General features: G+C 68.2%; 17 protein-coding genes. 9 read left to right on the forward strand and 8 right to left on the reverse strand.

Features of this window, described 5'->3' with window-relative positions; genetic code table 11:
* The first annotated feature begins 16 nt into the window (after window positions 1-16).
* The 3 genes from QSK05_RS19825 to QSK05_RS19835 all read left to right on the forward strand — a co-directional run bounded on the left by QSK05_RS19825 (window position 17) and on the right by QSK05_RS19835 (window position 3325).
* Window positions 17-1786 carry a DUF4012 domain-containing protein gene (locus QSK05_RS19825; protein WP_285598740.1) on the forward strand — a complete coding sequence of 590 codons (1770 nt, stop codon included), beginning with the start codon at window positions 17-19 and terminating at the stop codon, window positions 1784-1786.
* Window positions 1787-1832: 46 nt separating this feature from the next.
* Complete coding sequence (locus tag QSK05_RS19830) at window positions 1833-2441, forward strand: hypothetical protein (protein WP_285598741.1); 609 nt, start codon at window positions 1833-1835, stop codon at window positions 2439-2441.
* A gap of 368 nt (window positions 2442-2809) precedes the next feature.
* The gene (locus QSK05_RS19835) at window positions 2810-3325 is read left to right on the forward strand and encodes a hypothetical protein (protein ID WP_285598742.1); all 516 of its coding nucleotides are present in this window, start codon (window positions 2810-2812) and stop codon (window positions 3323-3325) included.
* Between the two features lie 15 nt (window positions 3326-3340).
* Here QSK05_RS19835 and QSK05_RS19840 read toward each other — a convergent pair whose 3' ends face one another.
* The 3 genes from QSK05_RS19840 to QSK05_RS19850 form a co-directional block, all read right to left on the reverse strand.
* The gene (locus QSK05_RS19840; protein WP_285598743.1) at window positions 3341-4099 is read right to left on the reverse strand and encodes a hypothetical protein; all 759 of its coding nucleotides are present in this window, start codon (window positions 4097-4099) and stop codon (window positions 3341-3343) included.
* Window positions 4096-4614 (reverse strand): SigE family RNA polymerase sigma factor, encoded by a 519-nt coding sequence (locus QSK05_RS19845; RefSeq protein WP_352301939.1) that lies wholly within the window; start codon window positions 4612-4614, stop codon window positions 4096-4098. The genes QSK05_RS19840 and QSK05_RS19845 overlap by 4 nt, the downstream gene beginning before the upstream one ends.
* Window positions 4615-4763: 149 nt before the next feature.
* Window positions 4764-5309, reverse strand: coding sequence for a hypothetical protein (locus QSK05_RS19850; protein WP_285598746.1), 546 nt, complete (start codon window positions 5307-5309; stop codon window positions 4764-4766).
* A 192-nt stretch (window positions 5310-5501) separates the two neighbouring features.
* Here QSK05_RS19850 and QSK05_RS19855 point away from each other — a divergent pair, with 192 nt between their 5' ends.
* The gene (locus tag QSK05_RS19855) at window positions 5502-6107 is read left to right on the forward strand and encodes a cysteine hydrolase family protein (protein ID WP_285598747.1); all 606 of its coding nucleotides are present in this window, start codon (window positions 5502-5504) and stop codon (window positions 6105-6107) included.
* A 77-nt stretch (window positions 6108-6184) separates the two neighbouring features.
* Here QSK05_RS19855 and QSK05_RS19860 read toward each other — a convergent pair whose 3' ends face one another.
* The gene (locus QSK05_RS19860; RefSeq protein ID WP_285598748.1) at window positions 6185-7045 is read right to left on the reverse strand and encodes an aldo/keto reductase; all 861 of its coding nucleotides are present in this window, start codon (window positions 7043-7045) and stop codon (window positions 6185-6187) included.
* A gap of 156 nt (window positions 7046-7201) precedes the next feature.
* The gene (locus tag QSK05_RS19865) at window positions 7202-7957 is read right to left on the reverse strand and encodes a TetR/AcrR family transcriptional regulator (protein ID WP_285598749.1); all 756 of its coding nucleotides are present in this window, start codon (window positions 7955-7957) and stop codon (window positions 7202-7204) included.
* A 60-nt stretch (window positions 7958-8017) separates the two neighbouring features.
* On the opposite strand from QSK05_RS19865, the gene QSK05_RS19870 reads away from it, so the two are divergent.
* Together QSK05_RS19870 and QSK05_RS19875 are read left to right on the forward strand one after the other, a co-directional pair.
* Window positions 8018-8653, forward strand: a complete 636-nt coding sequence (locus tag QSK05_RS19870; protein ID WP_285598750.1) for a class I SAM-dependent methyltransferase — start codon at window positions 8018-8020, stop codon at window positions 8651-8653.
* Between the two features lie 51 nt (window positions 8654-8704).
* Window positions 8705-9268, forward strand: coding sequence for a hypothetical protein (locus QSK05_RS19875; RefSeq protein WP_285598751.1), 564 nt, complete (start codon window positions 8705-8707; stop codon window positions 9266-9268).
* Between the two features lie 12 nt (window positions 9269-9280).
* Here the strand turns inward: QSK05_RS19875 and QSK05_RS19880 are convergent, their stop codons facing one another.
* On the reverse strand, window positions 9281-9943 hold the full coding sequence (locus QSK05_RS19880) for an MBL fold metallo-hydrolase (RefSeq protein WP_285598752.1): 663 nt from the start codon (window positions 9941-9943) through the stop codon (window positions 9281-9283).
* 190 nt (window positions 9944-10133) lie between these two features.
* Between QSK05_RS19880 and uvrA the strand changes: the two genes are divergently transcribed.
* Window positions 10134-13304, forward strand: coding sequence for an excinuclease ABC subunit UvrA (gene uvrA / locus QSK05_RS19885; protein WP_285598753.1), 3171 nt, complete (start codon window positions 10134-10136; stop codon window positions 13302-13304).
* A gap of 91 nt (window positions 13305-13395) precedes the next feature.
* Here uvrA and QSK05_RS19890 read toward each other — a convergent pair whose 3' ends face one another.
* Window positions 13396-14061 (reverse strand): GNAT family N-acetyltransferase, encoded by a 666-nt coding sequence (locus QSK05_RS19890; RefSeq protein ID WP_285598754.1) that lies wholly within the window; start codon window positions 14059-14061, stop codon window positions 13396-13398.
* Between the two features lie 92 nt (window positions 14062-14153).
* Between QSK05_RS19890 and QSK05_RS19895 the strand changes: the two genes are divergently transcribed.
* Window positions 14154-15101 (forward strand): SAM-dependent methyltransferase, encoded by a 948-nt coding sequence (locus tag QSK05_RS19895; protein WP_285598755.1) that lies wholly within the window; start codon window positions 14154-14156, stop codon window positions 15099-15101.
* A gap of 522 nt (window positions 15102-15623) precedes the next feature.
* Here the strand turns inward: QSK05_RS19895 and metH are convergent.
* The gene (metH, locus tag QSK05_RS19900; RefSeq protein WP_285598756.1) at window positions 15624-19259 is read right to left on the reverse strand and encodes a methionine synthase; all 3636 of its coding nucleotides are present in this window, start codon (window positions 19257-19259) and stop codon (window positions 15624-15626) included.
* A gap of 282 nt (window positions 19260-19541) precedes the next feature.
* On the opposite strand from metH, the gene pepN reads away from it, so the two are divergent.
* Complete coding sequence (gene pepN / locus QSK05_RS19905; RefSeq protein WP_285598757.1) at window positions 19542-22019, forward strand: aminopeptidase N; 2478 nt, start codon at window positions 19542-19544, stop codon at window positions 22017-22019.
* Window positions 22020-22031: the final 12 nt, after the last annotated feature.

The raw sequence follows: 22031 nt of genomic DNA on the forward strand, positions 1-22031 counted from the left end.
CAGACCAGGGGTCGTCGTGGCGGTTCTTGCTGTGCTCTGCCTCGGGGCCGCCGGAACCTGGCTGGCCGTACGCGCCCAGCAGGCCCGGGTCGCCGTCGAGGCACTGAAGACCGACGGCAAGCTGCTGCAGAGTCAGCTCGAGGCGTACGACCTCGTCGCCGCGGGCCAGACGCTCACCCAGGTGCGCGAAGACGCGCAGCGCGCTCGCAGCCTGACGTCCGACCCGGTCTGGGGAGCGGCCTCCTACGTTCCCCTGCTCGGCCGGGACCTGTACGCCGCGCGTCAGGTCAGCGCGGTCATGAACGACATCACCGAGTCCGCCCGTCCGCTGGAGACCGCCCTGCCGAAGCTGCGGCCCACCGGCGCGGCCGGGAACCAGGGGCAGCTCGACACGGCCGCGATCCAGGACGTCGCCGAGGCCATGCCCGCTCTGTCCGCCGCGGTCTCCTCCGGGGCCGTGAAGGTGGGGGAGATCGATCCCGGCCCGCTGCGTCCCGAGGTGGCCGACGGCGTCTCCACTCTCAGCTCCGCGCTGGAATCTGCTCGCGGCCCGTTCGCCGACGCCGTGCCCCTGCTCCAGCAGTTGCCCGGCATGCTCGGTTCTGACGGCCAGAAGACCTGGATCGTGCTGCTCCAGCAGGACGCGGAGGCGCGTGGCACGGGCGGTCTGGTCGGTGCTTTCGCCGAACTGAAGACCGACCACGGTCGTATGGTGCTGGCCGATGCGCAGTCCCGCTCCGCGCTCGACCGGGGCCCGGCCATCCGGTCGAGCGTGGTGCCGGAGAACCTGCGCGAGCACTACGGCAAAGACCTCACCGAGTGGGCCGGGTTCAACGCCAGCCCGCACTTTCCGCACACCGGCGAGCTCGCAGCCAAGGGCTGGAACGAGCGCACGCAGCAGCGGGCCGACTTCGTCGCCGGTGTCGACCAGAATGTGGTCGCCTCCCTGCTCGCCGCCACCGGTCCGGTGAAAGTTCGCGGTGTGACGGTGGATTCGTCGAACGCCGGGAACTTCCTGAGCAAGGGCGTGTACGCCCGCTGGGACGATCCGCAGGTGGTTGACTCCGTGACCACCGAGCTCGTCCAGGCGGTCTTCGGTAAGTTCTCCAGCGGAGAGTTCAGCATGCCCACGCTGATCACATCGCTGCGCGAGCCGATCCGTGAGCGGCGGCTCCTGCTCTGGGCCGACGACGACGAGGTTCAGGCCCGGCTGGAGCAGCTCAGCATCTCCGGCACCATTCCGGGTGACCCCGGACCGTTCGCCATGACCGTCATCAACAACGGCGGCGGCAACAAGATGGACGCCTATCTGCAGGTGGACACCAAGTACGACCCGGGCACCTGCACGAACAGCGCCAGGGTGGGTCAGATCGCGGTCACCCTGGACAACACGGCTCCCAAGGACGGGGAAGGGCTGCCGTCCTACGTCAACGTTCGGACAGACCTCCTACAGCGGGGTTTCACCGGCCAGGCGACGCGTGACGGCAGCAACCGGATCGTTCTGGACATCTACGGCCCGGTGGGGAGCAGCGCCGTGCTCACCCAGCTCGACGGGTCGACGGTCATTCCGGTGACCGGTCTCGACAATAACCACCCGGTGTGGCGCCTCAGCGTGCCCATCGCAGCGGGGCAGACCCGCACGGTGAACGTCGTGATGTCCACCCCGGTCGTCGAGGACGACGCCGGGCAGATCCCGGTCGTGCTGAACCAGCCCATGGTGAAGCCGGCCACCAGCAGCACCGAGCCGCTGAGTGCCTGCAAGACCTCATCCGTCGTCGGGGGATGACCATCGCCTCCGATCTGCCTCCCGTACCAGAGGGGACCAGCGAGTCATGAACTTCAGCAGGATCAATCGAAAAGCCGCCGTGGTGGGGATACTCGCCATTGTCGGCATCGGCGGAGGGGCGGCCTACGCTTATCCGTCGGGTGTGCCACTGTCCATCTCCGCCTCGGCCGTGCGCGTGGACGACAACAACTCCACGCTCACCGTCACCCTGGGCAATGCCGATCCGCGGTGCTCGACGGCCATCACCGTCAACGGGGCACCCTTCGCCACGCTGGGGCCCGGCCAGACCACAGCTTCCGGCCCGGCCACCACCGGTTCCGGCCGGAACCGGGTGCGGGCTCGCACGGTCGACTGCGCGCTGAAGGAGAGCGCCCGCAGCGATTTCGTGGTGCCGAACGCGATGCTCTCGGGCCCGACCTCGGCCGTGGCCAAGGAGCAGGTCCGGTTCAGCCTCACGGGTCTCGAGCCGGGTCTGGACGTCACCGTGCAGGCTGTCAAGATCGGCGGTGGGGCCACCTACTCCGACACCGACACCTCGGACCGGCGTGGTGAGGCCAAGGTACGCCTCAAGTTCAAGGTGAAGGGCGACTACCTGGTGACGGCCAGCATCAACGGCAGCGCGGTGGGCAACAGCATCACCATCACCATCAACTGAAACCGGCCCGGCGTAGCCGGTTCCGGCGGTATCTGATCCGGCGGTATCTGATCCGGTCCCTTCCGGGGTCGGCGCCGCCTTTCGACGACCGGGCCCGGACCACCCGCGGTCCGATCCGGTCAGCAGCCCGGTCGGCCGTCCCGATCTCACCCCCGGGGCGGCCGGCCGGGCCGATCTCTGTGAGCCCCTACAGCAGTGCCCCTACGACAGTGTTCGACGAAGCTCCAGACCATCGGGGGAATTGACGCGTGACGTCCTCAGCACCTTCAGGGCCAGACAACTACGCACCCGACGAACCAGCCCGTTTCAGAAAAATTGTCGTCACCATTGGGACTGTCGGAGTACTCGGCGCGATCGCCTGGGGCTCGATGGCGCTCGTGAACGGCGAGGCCCCGGCCGACGACCGAACCCTGCCCGCGGCCACCGGTCGTCCGCTCTGGCGGCCCACCCCTTCTGGTTCCCCGGACGTGGAGATCCCCGCCGCCACCACCCGCCCGGTGGTGTTGTTCGACGGCCCGATGACCATTGCCGGCGGCCTTGGCATCGATGTCGACGAGGCTGACGAAAGAGCAGCCACGGCAACACCGCGAACCAGCCGGACGTCGAGCGCGCTCGACGTCTACTGGGATCAGAAGACGGGCTTGTCGCCCGTCGACGGCAAGCTGTACATGGATCAGGGTCTGCCCCAGGGCGCGGCCGCCCGCTGCGCCTCACGGGCTGCCTCCGGTCAGCCGGGTTTCCCGTCGCTCGACGTGTTCCCGGGCGACCAGTTCTGTTTGAAGACGTCCGATGACCGGGTCGCGTGGCTCCGGATCGGTGAGGGATCGGACCGGCCCGACGAGTTGTCCGTCCAGGTGACCGTGTGGGACGGCGTGCCCAGCTGAGCCCGCCGGGCATCGTCAAAGACGGCATGTCTGAAGACCGCTGTCTCCGCTACTCAGGGCCAGAGCGGTGATACGGGTGGACGAGGGAAGCGGGTCGGCCCCGGAACCGGCGGCCGATTCGCCACCCGTGGCCTCGAAGGTGAACTCGTACTGACTCCCAGCCCCGGACTCAGCCCCAGCCCCGGACCCGGATTTAGCCCTAGACCCGGCCCCGCCCATGTTCGGGACCTGGAGCACAGTCGTTCCGGTGCCCGCGTTTTCATCCGGCGCGTCCGGGTAGGCCTTGCGCAGATCGCCGTACGTGTCGCCGATGTTGATGCCGGCTGGGGTCTCCGCGAAGGCGTCGACCGTGATGGCCGCGACCGTGTCGTCCTGAGCAAGGATCTGTTCGATCGATCCATGACCGTCATAGGTGGCGCAGGAAGCCGCCCGTCCGCCCGGCACCGTGGTCTCTCGACCGATCAGTCCGGCATCCCGCGCGTCCGTGATACTCATGCCGAGCGTCAGACCGCCGATACCGTTGCCGCTCAGAACCTTCGAGGAGGGCAGGGTGGGGGCAGCTTGCTCGTGGTATCGGGGCAGGAAGGTCGCCCCGGCCGCGATAGTGCCTACTACCAGCACGGTCGGAACCGCCACCTGCATCGCTCGGCGCCGTCGCCGGGCACGGCGCACACCGTCCATGACGGTACTGGTCGCACCGTCGCGGGCCAGCAGGTCGAGCTCATTGCCACCGAGCAGTGCCGACAGCCGTTCTTCGAGGCCGTTCTGGCTCATCGGAGGCCTCTTTCCGGTGTGTCGAGGGTCCGCCGGAGAGCGCTCATCGCCCGGGACGTGTGGCTCTTCACCGTGCCCCCGGAAATACCGAGCGTCTCGGCAATCTCGGACTCGCTGAGTCCTTCGTAATAGCGCAGCACCAGAACCGCGCGCTGTTTCTCCGGCAGTTCCCGCAGGGCCTTCCAGAGCGGCTCGTCGTCGAACCGGTCATGCGGAGCCTCACCGTCGGCGGGAGCCTCGGGTGCGTCGGCGACCAGCGTCTCCTTCCGTCGTCGACGCCAGCGGCTGGTGCGGGCATTGACCATCGCCCGGCGCACGTACGCGTCTACACTCACGCCCCGCCGCTCGAGGGAGCCCCAGCGCACCCCGACCTTCTCCAACACGTCCTGGACGAGATCACTGGCGTCGTGAGGGTTCCCGGTCAGAGCGTGCCCCAGGCGGAGCAGAGCGGGCAGCCGCGCGGAGACGTACTCCTCGAACGAGGGCAGGCCCTGAACACCCGATCCACCGATCATGTCCTGGGGAAGGTCGGTGATGGCGGCTGTGGCGGTGTCCACTCTGCTGACATCCACGTCGACGTCCCTGGCCATGACCTTGTGCCGGGCCCCGGGCTCCGCAACCCAGGAGGCAGCGGGGATACCGAGGTGCCCAGCGCTGCTCATGCCTACTCGTAGCATGCGGCATCGGTCGACTGCAGGGCGATCTCGACGATCTTTGAGTCACGGAAGGCCGTCTCGGTATCCAGTCCGATCCGGTATTGAGCCTTCACGGGTGCCTCCGGCGCGCTGACATAGATCCTGGCGTTTCCGTCGTCGGGACCGATCCGGTCTCCGTAGACGTCGTGCAGTTGCTGAAAGGTGCTACCGATACCGATCCCGGTGTTCATCCTCGTCCTCTTCGGGATGTCGATGATCGCCAGGTGGCCCTGAGTGAACCAGAGGTACTTGATGCCTTTCTTGCCTGTGTACTGGCTGCATGGCTCGCCGGCCTCGTTGGCCCGGTTCCCCACGAAGCCCAAAGCTTTCGCCTTCTTGAGGCTGACACCAAGTTTCAGATCACCCAAACCGGTGTCCGAGAGCGTCGCCGCCCTGACTCCCGGCAGTGTGGTCACCGGCGTCGTGACGACCGGACGGCTCGTGGAGGTGCCTCCCGAGTTGCTGGCACCCCACGCCGCAGCCGCCAGCGCGGCCACCGACACCAGCGCCGCCACGATGATGGCTCCGCTCCGTACCCCCATGGCCGCCGCCCCCGCCTTAGCTCCACCGACCGTCCTGGTCATGATCTCGCGCCCCCGCCTGGTGTGTTCCTGCCCTGTCTCCCCACAACACGCCGATCCTCCACCTATGGTTGTCACCACGGACGAAGAAAATCCCGGCCCGATGAAGCTGCCGAAGGAGTCGTCATGCCCATCGACCCATCCAGCACCGCTCTTGTCCTCATCGAGTACCAGAACGATTTCACCAGCCAGGGTGGCGTGCTGCACGAGGCGGTCGCGCCGGTGATGGCCGACACCGGGATGCTGCAGAAGACAAAGGCCGTGGCCCAGGCCGCGCGGGCCGCCGGGATCACGGTGATGCACGCGCCCATCAGCTTCGCCGAGGGCTACAACGAGATCAGCTCGCACCCCTACGGGATCTTGAAGGGCGTCGTCGACGGCAAGGCATTCATCAAGGGATCATGGGGTGCCGCGATCGTCGACGACCTGACCCCACAGGCCGGCGACATCGTGGTCGAGGGCAAGCGGGGTCTGGATACCTTCGCCAGCACCAACCTGGATTTCATGTTGCGCAGCAAAGGAATCCGCACCGTCGTCCTGGGTGGTTTCCTCACCAACTGCTGCGTCGAGTCGACGATGCGCAGCGGCTACGAGAACGGGTACCGGGTGATCACACTGTCCGACTGCATGGCGGCAACGTCAGCCGAAGAGCACGAGAACGCCCTACGTTTCGACTTTCCGATGTTCTCGGTGCCGACGACGGCGGAGGAGTTCCTCGCCGGGCTCCCATGATCCGTTGCGAACAGAAAGGAGGACGCCGACGGCCGACAGTTGCCGGCGTTCTCCGTTCTGTGGGTCTCCCCGGACGGTCAGATGGCGTCGGCGAGCGTCTGGAACTCCTCATCGGTGAGCGTGATGTCCGCCCCACCGAGGTTCTCCTCGAGATGGGAGACCGACGACGTGCCCGGGATCGGCACCATCACGGGGGAGCGGCGCAGCAGCCAGGCAAGTGCCAGCTGTGACGTGGTGGTGCCCGGGTGGTTCCCGGCAACCTTCTCCAGCGGGCCGCCCGGACGGGCCAGGGAACCAGCGTTGACCGGAGCCCAGGGGATGAACGCGATGCCCTGCTGCTCGCAGTAGTCCAGCACCTCTTCGGCCCGGCGGTCTCCCAGGTTGTAGCGGTTCTGCACCGAGGCCACGGGAAGCCCGGCGTCTTGCGCGGCCCGGATCTCCTCGACACTGACCTCGGACAGGCCGACCTGCAGGGCCAGCCCTTCGTCGACGAACTTCTTCACCTCGGCGAAGGTTTCCTCGCGCGGCGTCTTGGCGTCGATACGGTGCAGCTGCCAGAGCGGGATCTGCTCCAGACCCAGCCGCCGCAGCGACATCAGGATGCACTGGCGCAGGTATTCCGGACGCGCCAGCGGTGGCCAGACATTCGGCCCGCTCCGGGTCAGGCCGCCCTTCGTGGCGATGACGACGTCTCCGTACCCCGAGCCGTCGTGCAGGGCTTCCCGGATCAGCTCTTCGGAGATGTACGGTCCGTACGAGTCGGCCGTGTCAATGAAGTTCACGCCCAGCTCAACGGCCCGGCGCAACACGCGGACCGCCGCGTCGTGGTCTTGGGGCGGGCCCCAGATGCCGTCACCGGTGATGCGCATAGCGCCGTACCCGAGCCGGTGCACCTTCTTGCCACCGAGCTCGATCGTGCCACTGTCAGCTACTGCCATCAGGATTCTGCCTCTCGATCTGCCGCGTGCCGTGCCGGTAACGCCGTACGTGGCCAACCGTGCCCGCGGAGTTTTGCTTCCCCGGGCTCTGGAAGCTCTTCCAGCCCCCGGAGGGCCCTCTCTTTCCTCCGGGAGTTTGGCCGGAAACCTCCGTTTCTAGGTATTTTCCGGGCGCGCCCGCCCCGAGCGTTCGACGATGCGCTCCAGCCAGCGTTCCAGGAGGGACTCCTCAGCCGGTTCCAGTGCCTCACTGCCGGTGAGAGTGAGCTGGGAGTGAAGCTGTCGGGCGGCATCACTGACGGGGTCTTCGGTGGCACTCGTGGCCGGTAGGGCGAGCACCGCGCCGAAGGCGGCATCGCGCGCCCGGTGGGAGAGGCCTTCGTCGAAGAGGTCCGGCTCGGCGATGCGACTGAGGGCGACGCCGACATTGGACGAAAGGATCAGTTGGGCCGCATGGTTCACGTCGATGCGCAGGGCGCCGATCGCTGAGCAGCGCAGGAGGGAGGCTTCGAGCAAGGCGAGGATCTGGCGGCGAGCCTGGCTGTGGGAGTGCGGACGGGGCGCGAACATCAGCTGGTAGAGCGCGGGGTTGGCGCCGGCGAAGTCCATGTGGTCGTCCCAGCCGGTATGGAGGTCCACCACCGGGTCACCGGTCTGCTCCAGCTGGGCCTTGTGCCGCGCGTAGCGTTCGAAGCCCGCGTCGGCCACCGCGTCGAGCAGGCCGCGCTTGTCGCCGAAGAGTCGGTACAGGCGGGGCTGGGTAACGCCGACCGCCTCACACACGGCCCGGGTTGCGATGTCCTGATCTTCGGAGCGGGCCAGGAGCTTCTCCGCAGCCTCGATCATGGCTGTCCGCAGCAGGTCGTCGTCGGTGTGGGGGCCGCGGCGCGTGGCTTCCGGGGACGCAGTCATGGATCAATGATACGACCTTTTCGTAGCGAGGGTTCGCCGATGGGGGAGGATAGTAGAGCGATGCGTGACTATGTCTCCTGGCACGACGTCTACAGCGACCCTGACTCGGCCCTGTCCTGGAGGCTGTCGCGGGTCCGCCACCACATCACGGAAGCCCTGAACGGCAGACCCGGCGAGCCGATCACGGCCGTGAGTCTGTGCGCCGGAGACGGTCGCGATCTGATCGGCGTGCTGTCCGCCCGCCCCGACGCCGACCGGGTCGAGGGTGCGCTGGTGGAACTACACCCGGAGCTGGCCGCCCGGGCCCGCACAGCGGTCGGTGAACGAGGGCTGCGGATCAAGGTCCTCACCGCCGATGCGGGTGCGGCCGAGGCGTACGCCGGTCTGGTCCCCGCCGACCTGGTGCTGATGGTGGGCATCTTCGGCAACCTCACCGACGAGGATCTGGAGGGTCTGATCCGGGCCGCTCCCGCGTTCTGCCGTCCTGGGGCCACGCTGATCTGGTCGCGGGGCCGGGACGATGACATCGGCGATCTGAACGACACCGTCCGGGGCTGGTTCGCGAAGGCCGGATTCAGTGAACTCGCCTACGAGACCAGGGAGGGCGGCGAGCAGGCCGCGATGGGGGTCGTGCGCTACAGCGGAGACCCGGTGCCGATGGACTTCTCACGCCGGCTCTTCAGCTTCATCCGCTGAATCCGATCGTTCGGTACCCGCGCTGCACCCACGGGATGGAATGATCCGGACATGCAAGACACCGCGGTCGTAACGGTGGCTCCCCGTCGGGTTCGGGTGGGCACGGCCTGGATTCTTCTGGGTGTGGCCGTGGTGGCCTGGATCATCTCCGGGAGGGCGGGGCTGATCCTGATGTTCGGGGACCGGGTCGTCAGCGGCACCTGGCTGGCGCTGGGGCTGATCGCCGCGGCGTTCGCAGGCCTCGCCGGCTTTCCTGCCCGCCGGAAGCACCTGCCGCTCGTCGTTGCGCTGGCCCTGCCGTTCTTCATGGGCATCGCGGCACTCACCCAGACCTCCTTCACCACGCTGAAGGAGACCGGGACGGACGACTGCCGGATCGTCGTGCGCGAGAGCTCGCTGCTGTACGGCGGTGATGGGGAGTTCTACCGGGTCGGTCCTGGCCGATGGGGGATCGGGCGCAGCATCGGCACTTTCGGTCGCAACATACCTTTCCCGACCTTCGCCGACGGTGAGTACGAGATGGCGCGGGTCGGTGGCTCGGTCTTCCGGCTCAGCACGATGGAGTGGGGTTGGGAGCAGCCGCAGCGCGAATGGACGCTGCGCTGCGACTACTGACCCGCTGATCTGCTACCAGCCGCGTTCGCGCCACTGGGGCAGGCTCGGGCGCTCCGCGCCGAGCGTGGTGTCCTTGCCGTGGCCCGGGTAGATCCAGGTCTCGTCCGGATAGACGTCGAAGAGGCGTTCCTCGACGTCACTGATCAGGGTCGCGAAGTTCTCCTTGTTGTCGAACGTGTTCCCTACTCCGCCAGGAAAAAGGCTGTCGCCCGTAAAAGCGTGCACGCTGCCGTCCGAACTGGTGAGCACCAGCGTGACCGAACCGGGCGTGTGGCCCCGTAGGTGCACGACGTCGAGAGTGAGTTCGCCCACGGTCACCGCGTCGGCGTGACGCAGTCGTACGTCGGGCTTGACCGGGAGTTCGTCGGCGTCGTCCTCGCCCGCCAGGGTGGGGGCGTTGGTGACCTCGGCGATCTCCTGCAGTGCCCGGTGATGGTCCCAGTGCTGGTGCGTGGTGACGATGCCGCGCAGTGGGCCGCCACCCTCACCGATCAGTGTGCGTACGCGCCCGGCGTCGTCGGCCGCGTCGATCAACAGCTGGTCGCCGGTCTGCCGGCAGGTGATCAGGTACGCGTTGTTGTCCTGGGGCGAGACGCTCGCCTTCCGGATCACCGCGTCGGGGAGCTCGCGGACGTCTGCGGGCCCTCCGGGGGTGACTTCTCCGTTGTAGACCATGGCCATACCCTGCCATCCCCGGCAGGCCGTCGGGCAACAGCGGGCCGGAGGACGAGGTGACTGGCGACGTGGGCCGGTCCGGTTTTCACTTCCGCAAATCTTGTCAATGCCGCACCTTGCGCACCGGTGTTCTCGCTGGCGTGCCCGCTCGACGCGAAGACTGTCGGTGGGGGCACCTAGCATGGCCTGCGTGAGTGACCGACTGATCGTTCGCGGAGCCCGCGAGCACAACCTGAAGGACGTCTCGCTCGATCTTCCTCGTGACGCACTGGTGGTTTTCACCGGTCTGTCCGGGTCGGGCAAGTCGTCCCTGGCGTTCGACACCATCTTCGCCGAGGGACAGCGCCGGTACGTCGAGTCGCTGTCCGCCTACGCCCGGCAGTTCCTCGGCCAGATGGACAAACCCGATGTCGACTTCATCGAAGGGCTGTCACCGGCTGTCTCGATCGACCAGAAGTCGACATCGCGTAACCCGCGGTCCACCGTCGGCACCATCACCGAGGTGTACGACTACCTGCGCCTGCTCTGGGCGCGGGCCGGGCGGGCACACTGCCCGATCTGTGGTGAGCCGATCACCAAGCAGACGCCCCAGCAGATCGTCGACCGTCTGCTCGACCTGCCCGAGGGCACGCGCTTCCAGGTGCTCGCCCCGGTCGTGCGGGCGCGTAAGGGCGAGTTCGTCGACCTCTTCGCCGACCTGCAGACCAAGGGATTCTCCCGGGCCCGGGTCGACGGCAAGGTGGTCTCGCTCGCCGATTCACCCACGCTCGACAAGCGTTACAAGCACACGATCGAGGTGGTTGTCGACCGGCTGGCGGCCAAGGCCTCCTCCAAGCAGCGCCTCACCGACTCCGTCGAGACGGCGTTGCTGCTGGCCAACGGGATCGTGGTGGCCGACCTGGTGGACGAGCCCGAGGGCGCGCCCGACCGGGAACGGCGCTTCAGCGAGAAGATGGCCTGTCCCAACGAGCACCCGATCGCGATCGACGACGTCGAGCCGCGGGTGTTCTCGTTCAACAACCCGTTCGGTGCCTGCCCCGAGTGCACCGGTATCGGCACGAAGCTCGAGGTCGACGCCGAGCTGCTGGTGCCCGACGAGGATCTCACCCTGGCCGAGGGAGCGATCATCCCGTGGACGCAGGGTTCGGCGGAGTACTTCCTGCGCCTGATGAAAGCCCTGGGCAAAGACCTCGGGTTCAACGTCAACACTCCGTGGCGGGCCCTGCCGGAGCGGGCGAGGACGGCTCTGCTCGAGGGGCAGGACTACCAGGTCCACGTGAAGTTCAAGAACCGCTTCGGCCGGGAACGCTCCTACACCACGGGTTTCGAGGGTGTCATCCCGTTCATCCAGCGTCGCCACTCGGAGACCGAGTCGGACTGGAGTCGCGAGCGGTACGAAGGCTTCATGCGGCAGATCCCGTGCCCCGTCTGTAAGGGAAGCCGCCTGCGTCCCGAGGTGCTGGCCGTCACGGTCGGTGGCCGGTCGATCGCTGACGTCTGTGCGCTGCCGCTGCGTGAGGCCGCAGAATTCCTCGGTTCGCTCGAGTTGACCAGTCGTGAGAAGCAGATCGCCGACCAGGTGCTGAAGGAGATCCACGCCCGCGTCGGCTTCCTGCTCGACGTCGGCCTGGAGTACCTGTCGCTCGACCGGGCTGCGGGCACACTGTCCGGTGGTGAGGCGCAGCGCATCCGGCTGGCCACGCAGATCGGGTCCGGGCTGGTCGGTGTGCTCTATGTGCTGGACGAGCCGAGTATCGGTCTGCACCAGCGCGACAACCGGCGCCTGATCGACACTCTCACGCGTCTGCGTAACCTGGGTAACACGCTGATCGTCGTCGAGCACGACGAGGACACGATCCGTGCCGCCGACTGGGCGGTCGACATCGGTCCGGGCGCGGGCGAGCACGGTGGTTACGTCGTGCACTCCGGCACCGTGAAAGAGCTGTACGAGCACCCCACCTCGCTGACCGGCATGTACCTGTCGGGCCGCAAGGAGATCGAGGTCCCACAGGTCCGGCGCCCGCGTGACCCGAAGCGTCAGCTGACCGTGGTGGGAGCTCGCGAGCACAACCTCAAGGGCCTGGACGTCTCGTTCCCGCTGGGTTGTCTGGTGGCGGTCACCGGGGTGAGTGGCTCCGGCAAGTCCACGCTGGTCAACGACATCCTTTACACCGTGCTGGCCAACAAGCTGAACGGCGCCCGCCAGGTGGCCGGCCGGCACAAGACGGTGAAGGGCCTGGAGCACCTCGACAAGGTGGTCCACGTCGACCAGAGCCCGATCGGCCGTACCCCGCGCTCGAACCCCGCCACCTACACCGGGGTCTGGGACCACGTGCGGAAGCTGTTCGCGCAGACCCAGGAGGCCAAGGTCCGCGGTTACCAGCCGGGCCGGTTCTCGTTCAACGTCAAGGGTGGCCGCTGCGAGGCGTGCTCCGGCGACGGCACCATCAAGATCGAGATGAACTTCCTGCCCGACGTCTACGTGCCGTGCGAGGTCTGCCAGGGAGCCCGGTACAACCGGGAGACCCTCGAGGTGCACTTCAAGGGCAAGACCGTGGCCGACGTGCTGGACATGCCGATCGAAGAGGCAGCCGAGTTCTTCGAGGCCGTCCCGGCGATCGCCCGGCACCTGCGCACCCTGGTGGACGTCGGCCTCGGGTACGTGCGTCTGGGCCAGTCGGCGCCGACCTTGTCCGGCGGTGAGGCGCAGCGCGTGAAGCTGGCCAGCGAGCTGCAGAAGCGCTCGACCGGCCGCAGCATCTACGTGCTGGACGAGCCGACCACGGGTCTGCACTTCGAGGACATCCGCAAGTTGCTGGGAGTGCTCCAGGGACTGGTGGACAAGGGCAACTCGGTCCTGGTCATCGAGCACAACCTCGACGTGATCAAGTCGTCCGACTGGATCGTCGACCTCGGTCCTGAGGGCGGTAGCGGCGGCGGCACCCTGGTCGCCGAGGGCACGCCGGAAGACGTCGCGACGGTTCCGGAGAGCCACACGGGCCGCTTCCTCGCCGATCTCCTCGACATCGAGAACCCGAACGCGATCGAGGGCCGCGGGGCGGAGATCAAGAAGTCCCGGTCGGTCGCCGCGACGATCACGAGTGTCGGCCAGTCCGCCACCAGTAAGGCGGTTCCGGCCAAGAACGCAGCGGCCAAGAGCACGGCAGCCAAGAGCACGGCAGCCAAGAGCGCAGCGGCCAAGAGCACGGCCACCAAGAGCGTGACGGCGAAGACCACGGCGGCGAAGAAAGCACCCGCAGCCAAGAAGGCCCCGGCGAAGAAGGTGGTGTCCCCGGCCCGGGCCGCATCCAAGCGGGTCGATCTGGACGCTTCGGATTCGGTGAGTCCGCGGCGTCGTTAGCTCGGGCGGGACGGGGTGTCTCCGGCACGAAGACACCTCGTCCCTGAGCAGCAGTCGGCAGAGGGGGGCCGCAGGGCCGGCGTGGTGCGGCTCAGGACCGGTCGAGCTCGGGCCGGGTCAGGCCGAACGAGGCTCGGCAGGAGTTCATCCCCGTGACCTGGACAGCGGGGCGGGTGCCTCCACGCCAGCTTTCTGCGGTCAGGCGGAGCCGATCGGAGATCAGCGCCTCGCCGTCACGAGCGTCCACGCGGATGCCGTCAGGCCGGTAGCCGAGTTTGCGGGAGACACCCTGAGACGCGCGGTTGTCCGGGAACACCTCGGTCAGCGCCGCAGTGGCGCCGAGATGATCGAAGGCCAGCACGAGCAGGCCTGTCCGGGCCTCGGTTCCGTAGCCGTGGCCCTGGTGCGGCAGGCCCAGCCACGATCCGCTGGTGACCTCCCGGACCACGGGGAAGTCCTGGGCGCGAAGGCCCACGAGGCCGATCGGCCGTCCGGCCAGGAAAACCCCCAGATTCAGCGCCCACGACGCCACGTCCCAGGCCGCGAGGTCACGCCAGTGCGACTGCAGCACGTTCCGGGCCCGGTCCGCCGGGGAACCGTCCGTCCATGGCGTCAGGAACGGACGCTCACCCGCAGGATGCACACCCTGGCCGGCGACCTCCGCTATCTCGGCGATCTCTTCCTCGCGGGGAAGGCGTAGCTCGAGGCGTGGTGTGACGACGGAGAGTCCGTACAGCGGCCAGAGGTCGGGGAGCACACCGCGGGATTCTGCCAGCCGCTCACGGACGAACGGCGAAGAACACACTCATCCGGTGTCCCTTTGGCGGCTTTTTCGGGCACTCTGTAGCGGTGCGAGAAGCATCCGTAACAGAGTCCACCGTCGTCAGCCCGTCCTCACGCGGGAGCGCTTATTACGACCGCTGGTACTCCGACATGCAGATGTCACCGGTCAAGGACGCCATCCTGGCCCGCCGCCTCGGAATGCCGGCCGACTTCGGTCCGGTCGGCGTGCTGCCGTTCGGGGCGCTGGACGAGGTCACCGAAGGGCTGGCCCTGACCGAGGGTGCTTTGCTGGCCGACATTGCTTGTGGCCGGGGCGGTTACGGGATCGAAGTGGCCCGGCGGGCGGATGCGCGGCTGGCGGGGGTCGACTTCTCCGCCGTCGCGCTCGGGCAGGCCCGGCGTACGGCGGCCCGCCGGCTGGGGCGGGAAGTGACAGCAGCTGATCTGGGGAGGCCGGCGCGGACCGGTCTACCGGGGCCGCGGGCGAACGGCGACAGCCCGAGTGCTGCGCAGGACGCCCCGCACGGCACACCGGCCAACACCGGCTGGCCCGGCTCACCGTACCTGGACACCGACCGTGCGCAGTTCTGGCTCGGCACGCTGACCGGCACCGGTCTGTCCACGGAGTCGGTCGATGCCCTGCTGTGCACCGACTCGATCCAGCTCGCCGGTCCGCCGGCTGCTGCGCTCGCTGAATTCCGCAGGGTGCTGCGCCGTGGGGGCCGGCTCGTGCTCACCACCTGGCTGGCCACGGATCCGGGCGATGCCCGGGTGCCGGAACGGATCCGGCGGCTCGATCTGCGGCGGGACCTGACCGATGCCGGCTTTGAGGACGTCGTGGTCGAGGAGCGCCCGGAGTGGGCGGCCGCGGAACGAGGCCTGTACGAGGAGGCCGTCACCACCCCGAACGACGGGAATGACCTGGCGCTGGCCTCGCTGCAGGATGAGGGGCGTGCGGCCCTGGAGGACTTCGACAAGCTGCGACGGGTCGTGGCCTTCGCGACCCGACCGTAGACCGAGCGGTGGACGTCGACGAGAAGCTCGTCGACGTCCACCATTTCGGAGCTTCGGCGGATCGTGGGTGCAGGTGTTCGGGGTGGGGCTGTGGGGGTGTTGACCTGCGACCGCAGAGGCACGATCCGCGCGGTGTGTGAGCGGTGAGGGCCGCCCACGGATGCGGACGCGGAGCTGAAGGCGGAAACTCCTGGGGCTCAAGAGCATCCGCCCTGACCGGTCCGGTGGCTACTTGAAGTACTGGTACACGACGTAGACGACGAGCAGGATGATCAGGACTTCCATGGGCACCTCACCTTGGCCGAAGGGGTCCTGGAAATAGTCATCCGCGGGAACCGGGCAGACAAGGTGCTCCTGGTGCCCTGCCGGGACCGGCTGCTGCACCGCCCGGCGGCCATCCGCAGGACAGGTGCCATGTGACAGGCCCGGTGCCGGGGTGTACGAGGGCACAACCCGTGCACTGCGGATGCACTCTGGGAACTGCTGGCGACGGACCCGGCCCGGGCCCGTCGCCGTGTCGTGTTACTTGGGGTCGTAGGCGAGGTTCGGGCGTAGCAGCTTCTCGGTCTCGGACTGGGTCAGTCCCCGTCGAGCGGCGTAGTCGGCCACCTGGTCGGCACCGATCCGGCCCACGGTGAAGTACTTGGCCTCCGGATGGGCGAAGATCAGGCCGCTGACGGCGGCGGCAGGGCTCATGGCCCAGCTCTCGGTCAGCGTGATTCCGATCTGGTCGGCCTTCAGAAGGTCGAAAAGCTCTTCCTTGAGCTTGTGATCGGGGGAGGCCGGGTACCCGAGCGCAGGGCGGATGCCGCGGAACCGCTCGGCGTGCAGGTCTTCCAGCAGGGGCTGGGCGTCGGGCTCGAACCACTCCCGGCGGGCCTGCAGGTGGATCTGCTCGGCGAAGGCCTCGGCCAGTCGGTCGGCGAGGGCCTTCACCATGATCGCGCGGTAGTCGTCGTTCTGGGCCTCATAGGACATGGCGAGTTTTTCCGCGCCCTGGATGGCCACCGCGAAACCGCCCAGGTGATCACCCGAACCGCTGGGGCCGATGTAGTCGGACAGGGCCCGGTTGGGACGGCCCTCGGGCTTCACCGTCTGCTGGCGCAGCATCGGGAAACGGACACCGCCCTCGAGCACGATGTCGTCGCCCTCGGTGTGGGCCGGCCAGAAGCCGTACGCGCCCTGGGCGGTGAAGTGCCCGGCCGAGATGATCTCGTCCAGAAGAGTGTTCGCGTCGTCGAAGAGTTCCTGGGCCACCGGCTCCTTCAGGACGGCCGGGTACTTGCCCTTGATCTCCCAGGCCAGGAACAGGAAGGTCCAGTCGATCAGGCCCCGCAGTTCGGTGAGGTCGGCGTCGACGGTGCGCAGACCGGTGAACGTGGGGGTGGGAAGATTGGAGAAGTCGACCTTCTCGGCGTTCAGCCGGGCCTGCGTGACCGGCAGCAGCGGGTTGGCGCGGCGGTTGGCATGAGCCACCCGCAGGCGTTCCTGCTCGGTGCGGGTCTCGGCGAGGAATCCGGTGGACTGAGTAGGGCTGAGCAGCGCGGACGCGACCCCGACGACCCGGGAGGCGTCGAGCACGTGCACGGTGGCGCCCTCGTAGGTGGGGGCGATGCGCACGGCCGTGTGCTGGCGTGAGGTGGTGGCCCCGCCGATGAGCAACGGCATCGTCATGCCCTTGCGCTGCATCTCCTCGGCCACGTTCACCATCTCGTCGAGCGACGGTGTGATCAAGCCAGAAAGGCCCACCACATCGGCATTCTCGGCAATCGCGGTCTCCAGGATCTTCGCCGCCGGCACCATCACGCCGAGGTCGATGACCTCGTAGTTGTTGCAGCCCAGCACCACCCCGACAATGTTCTTGCCGATGTCGTGCACATCGCCCTTGACGGTGGCGAGCACGACCTTGCCCTGGTTGGCGCGGCCGGTGGGCACGTTGCCGAGCCGCAGGGCCTCTGCCTTCTCGGCCTCCATGTACGGCTCGAGGTAGGCGACGGCGCGCTTCATCACCCGGGCGCTCTTCACCACCTGGGGCAGGAACATCTTGCCGGCGCCGAACAGGTCACCGACGACCTTCATCCCGTCCATCAGCGGGCCCTCGATCACCTCGAGGGGCCGGGGGAACTCCTGCCGGGCCTCCTCGGTGTCGGCCTCGATGAAGTCGACGATGCCGTGCACGAGCGCGTGGCTGAGCCGGTCCCCGACGGAGGCCTCCCGCCAGGAGAGATCCACCACCCGTTTGGTGCCCGACCCGCTCACCGAGCCCGCGAACGTCACCAAGCGGTCGGTGGCGTCCTCCCGCCGGTTGAACAGCACGTCTTCGATCAGCTCGAGCAGGTCCTTCGGGATGTTCTCGTACACCGCCAGCTGCCCGGCGTTGACGATTCCCATGTCCAGGCCCGCGCGCACCGCGTGGAACAGGAACGCCGAGTTCATTGCCTCGCGGACCACATTGTTGCCGCGGAAGGCGAAGGACAGGTTCGAGATACCGCCGCTGATCTTCGCGCCGGGGCAGCGCTCCTTGATGCGCGGCAGCGACTCGATGAAGGCCTTGGCGTAGTTGTTGTGCTCGCTCATGCCGGTCGCGACGGCCAGCACGTTCGGGTCGAAGATGATGTCCTCGGCCGGGAAACCCAGCTTCTGGGTGAGCAGGTCGTAGGCCCGCCCGCACACCTCGACCCGGCGGTCGGCGGTGTCGGCCTGACCGGTCTCGTCGAACGCCATCACCACGACACCCGCGCCGTAGCGGCGGATCTGCCGGGCGTGGTCGAGGAAGACCTCCTCGCCCTCCTTGAGGCTGATCGAGTTGACGATGCCCTTGCCCTGCAGGCACTGCAGACCGGCCTCCAGCACCGTCCACTTGGAACTGTCGACCATCACCGGGATCCGGGCCACCTCGGGCTCGGTCGCGATCAGGTTGAGGAACGTGACCATCGCCTGCTCGCTGTCGAGCAGGTCGGCGTCCATGTTCACGTCGAGCACGTTCGCGCCGCCGCGGACCTGCTCCACGGCCACCTCGACCGCGGTCTGGTAGTCGTCGGCCTCGATCAGCCGGCGGAACTTCGCCGAGCCGGTGACGTTGGTGCGCTCGCCGATCATCACGAAGCCGGTGGTGTCGGTGATGTTCATCGGCTCCAGGCCGCTGAACCGGCTCTGGTGCGGAATCTGAGGTAGCGGACGGGGTTTGAGGCCCTTGACCGCCTCGGCGATCTTCGCGATGTGCGCCGGCGTGGTGCCGCAACAGCCGCCGACCACGTTGACCAGGCCGTCGTGGGCGAAGCCGCCCACCAGGTGGCTGGTCTCGTCGGGGGTCTCCTCGTACTCACCGAACGAGTTCGGCAGGCCGGCGTTGGGGTGGCTCGCCGTGTACGTGCCCGCCAGCCGCGCCAGATCGGACACGTAGGGACGCATCTCGGCGGCCCCCAGTGAGCAGTTCACGCCCACGACCAGAGGGTTCGCGTGTTCGATGGAGCGCCAGAAGGCCTCGACGGTCTGCCCGGAGAGCGTGCGCCCGCTCATGTCGACGATCGTGACCGAGAACCAGATCGGCAGGTCGGGCGCCACGTCGCGGGCTGCGGCCAGGGCGGCCTTGGCGTTCAGCGTGTCGAAGATCGTCTCGACCAGGAGCAGGTCGACGCCGCCGTCGCGCAGGGCCTCGATCTGCTCCGCGTACGAGTCGTGCACCTGGTCGAACGTGACGGCCCGGTAGGCCGGGTCCTCCACCTTCGGCGACAGGGACAGCGTGACGTTCAGCGGGCCCACCGAGCCGGCGACATATCGTCGTACGCCCGTCTCCCGCTCCGCCTCGTCGGCCGCCTGGCGGGCCAGCTTCGCCGCCTCCAGGTTCATCTCGCGCACCATGGACTCCAGGCCGTAGTCGGCCTGCCCGATGCTGGTGGCGGTGAAGGTGTTGGTGGTGGTGATGTCGGCGCCCGCGGCCAGGTATTGGCGGTGTACGTCGAGCACCACGTGCGGTGCGGTGATGTTCAGCAGGTCCGGATCGCCGGTGACGTCTTTCGGATGATTCGCCAGACGTTCGGTCAGATAGTCGGACGGCGAGAGTTTCGCGTTCTGGAACATCGTGCCCCAGGCACCGTCCAGCACGGCGATCCTGCTGTCCAGCAGATCACGCAGCGCACGGGTTCGATCTTCAGCCATCTTGCAACCCCACTCCGACACGGAATCGACATGTTCTGAGAGGGGCGCCCTTCTGTGTTCTGAGCCTCGGTGAGCGTGGCGGGCTCTGTTGGTGGCAGTGCCCGTTGCAGCGCCTCTCACGTGCGGCCGACGCACAAGTTTACGAGGTACGGGCCCAGATGCCGAGTCGCGGGGGACCAACGGGGTGGTCGATACCTTTCCGGCCGACACTTCCGCACCTGAAAATGGGGGACGCGGGTGAGTCCGGTGGGTGGTTCGGTCGCGGAACGTCCAGGATGGGGAATGTCCGGATCGTCCGTCGGAAGGATTCTCGTGGAGTCGCTGGTCGTGAAGAGCCTGACACAGGGGGAAGCCCAGGAACGCGCGGACCTGCTCGGGGTGGAGAGGTACGAGATCGCGGTGGATCTCACCGGCCTGCCGACCGGGCCACGGGTACGCACCACCTCGACGATCACCTTCTCCTGCCGTACTCCGGGTGCTGCCACGTTCGTGGACGCCGCGGCGACGGTGCTGGGCGCGACGCTCAACGGCCGGGCGCTGGGCCCGGCCTCCGGGGGCAGACTGCCGCTGGACGACCTCGCCGCGCAGAACACGCTGGTGGTGGAGTGCGAGCAGATGAACACCCGGGACGGCGCCGGCGTGCACAAGGCCGTGGACCCGGCCGACGGTGAGGTCTACCTGTGGACGTCGTTCGAGCCGGACCAGGCGCGCTGGGTGTGGGCGTGTTTCGACCAGCCCGATCTGAAGGCGCCCCACACGTTCACCGTCACCGCACCGGCGGAGTGGACGGTGACCAGCAATTCGGGCACTGCGCGGGTGTCCGGGACGGAAGGGCCGGAGGGCTCGCCGGGGCCGCGGGTCTGGGAGTTCGACCCGACGCCCGCGCTCTCGCCCTACAACACGGTGGTCAACGCCGGGCCGTTCCACCAGGTGCGGCGCCAGGTCGACGGGTACGACCTGGGCCTGCTCTGCCGCCGGTCGCTGGCCTCGGTGCTGGACCGGGAGGCCGAGCAACTGTTCACGGTGACCGCCCAGGGACTGCGGTTCTTCGGCGAGCAGTTCGAGATGCCTTTCCCGCAGGCCCGTTACGACCAGGTGTTCGTTCCGGAGTTCGGTGGCGCGATGGAGAACTTCGGCTGCGTCACCTGGAACGACGGATTCCTGCGCCGCAGCGATCCGACGCCGGTCGAGAAGGAGCAGCTGGCCCGGGTCCTGCTGCACGAGATGGCGCACATGTGGTTCGGCAACATCGTCACCATGCGCTGGTGGGACGACCTCTGGCTGAACGAGTCGTTCGCCGAGTTCGCCTGCAACTGGGCCGCGAGCGAGGCCACGGAGTACACCGACGCCTGGGCCCGGCACCTGGCGGCCGGGAAGCTCGCTGCCTACCTCGCCGATCAGGGCCCGGTTTCGCATCCCATCCGCCAGCCGATCCGCGACGTGGCCGAGGCGACGTCGATCTTCGACTCGATCACCTACCCCAAGGGTGCGTCGGTGCTGCGGCAGTTGCAGGTCTACGTCGGGGAGAAGGCTTTCCGGGCCGGGACGGCCGCCTACTTCGCGAAGTACGCCTGGCAGAACACCACACTCCAGGACCTGATCGACGAGCTGGCCGCGGCGAGCGGCCAGGACCTGAGCGCGTGGCGGGACGGTTGGCTGGGCACGGCCGGCACCGACCACTTCACCCTGGACACCTCGGGGGAACAGCCGGTGCTGGTCGGCCGGGGGCCGGAGGGGTCACCCCGACCGCAGGTGCTCGCGGTCGGCGCCTACCGGTCCGGTCTGGCCCCGGAGAACGGCCTGACCCGCACGCACCGTGCCCTGGTCGAGGTGAGTTCCGCGCGGACGCCGCTCGACCTGCCCGGTGACGCGGACTTCTACCTGGTCAACGACGACGATCTGACCTTCGCCACCACCCGCCCGGCTGACCCGGCCGCGGCCGGGCGACTGCCCACCCCGATCGCGCGCGCGGTCGCCGTCGCGAGTCTGTGGGATGCCCTGGTCACCGGTGAGATGAGCGCCGCGCAGGCCGTGGCCGGTCTGGTGGCGGTGCTCGACGTGGAGACGGTGCCCGTCCTGGCCGGGACCTACCTCAACCTGGCCGGTGACGTGGCCGGTGACTGGGCCCCGGCGGCCCACCGGGCCGCGATCGAGGCGCAGGTGGCGGAGGTCGCCCGTCGTCTGGCGGCCGAACCGGCCCGGCGGCGTGCGGCGCTGCGCACCCTGGCCCGCGTCACCGGTGATCCCGAGGCCCTGTTCGGCGAGGTCGGTGACGACATCGATCTGGCCTGGCGGACCCTCGTGCGCATGTCCGAGCTGGGCGGCGACACGACGGCACCGGTCCAGGATCTTCTGGACCGCGACCCGGACCCGGACTCCGGGATGCGGGCGATGACGGTGCGCGCGGCCGCTCCCGACCCGGAGGCGAAAGCGACGGTCTGGCAGGCCCTGGTCGACCGGAGTGTTCCCCTCCCCGCCATCGCAGCGGTCAGCTCCGCCTTCTGGCGCCCCGGTCAGGAGGCCGTGCTGGCCGGGTACTCCGAGCGGTACCTGGCCCTGCTGCCCACTCTGCACCGGGGCGGCATGATCCCGGCGCTGCACCTCTCGCGCGACCTGTTCCCGGTCTTCGGTATCGACGAGGCCTACGTGGCGCGGGTGACCGAGGCCGCCGCAGCGGGCGACGTGGCGCCGGTGGTCGCCAAGACCCTGGCGGAACGGGCGGACGAGGTCGCCCGCATGCTGCGGACCCGGAAGGGGTGAGTCCGGGTGCCC

Origin of the sequence: Kineosporia sp. NBRC 101731 (assembly GCF_030269305.1) — a bacterium.
Taxonomy (GTDB): domain Bacteria; phylum Actinomycetota; class Actinomycetes; order Actinomycetales; family Kineosporiaceae; genus Kineosporia.

Coding starts and splice junctions, on each gene's coding strand:
- QSK05_RS19875 (WP_285598751.1), top strand. CDS start 8,705: ATGCAAGACACCGCGGTCGTAACGGTGGCTCCCCGTCGGGTTCGGGTG.
- QSK05_RS19840 (WP_285598743.1), bottom strand. CDS start 4,099: ATGAGCCAGAACGGCCTCGAAGAACGGCTGTCGGCACTGCTCGGTGGC.
- QSK05_RS19835 (WP_285598742.1), top strand. CDS start 2,810: ATGGCGCTCGTGAACGGCGAGGCCCCGGCCGACGACCGAACCCTGCCC.
- QSK05_RS19880 (WP_285598752.1), bottom strand. CDS start 9,943: ATGGTCTACAACGGAGAAGTCACCCCCGGAGGGCCCGCAGACGTCCGC.
- QSK05_RS19870 (WP_285598750.1), top strand. CDS start 8,018: ATGCGTGACTATGTCTCCTGGCACGACGTCTACAGCGACCCTGACTCG.
- QSK05_RS19860 (WP_285598748.1), bottom strand. CDS start 7,045: ATGGCAGTAGCTGACAGTGGCACGATCGAGCTCGGTGGCAAGAAGGTG.
- QSK05_RS19855 (WP_285598747.1), top strand. CDS start 5,502: ATGCCCATCGACCCATCCAGCACCGCTCTTGTCCTCATCGAGTACCAG.
- QSK05_RS19865 (WP_285598749.1), bottom strand. CDS start 7,957: ATGACTGCGTCCCCGGAAGCCACGCGCCGCGGCCCCCACACCGACGAC.
- QSK05_RS19845 (WP_352301939.1), bottom strand. CDS start 4,614: ATGATCGGTGGATCGGGTGTTCAGGGCCTGCCCTCGTTCGAGGAGTAC.
- QSK05_RS19830 (WP_285598741.1), top strand. CDS start 1,833: ATGAACTTCAGCAGGATCAATCGAAAAGCCGCCGTGGTGGGGATACTC.
- pepN (WP_285598757.1), top strand. CDS start 19,542: ATGTCCGGATCGTCCGTCGGAAGGATTCTCGTGGAGTCGCTGGTCGTG.
- metH (WP_285598756.1), bottom strand. CDS start 19,259: ATGGCTGAAGATCGAACCCGTGCGCTGCGTGATCTGCTGGACAGCAGG.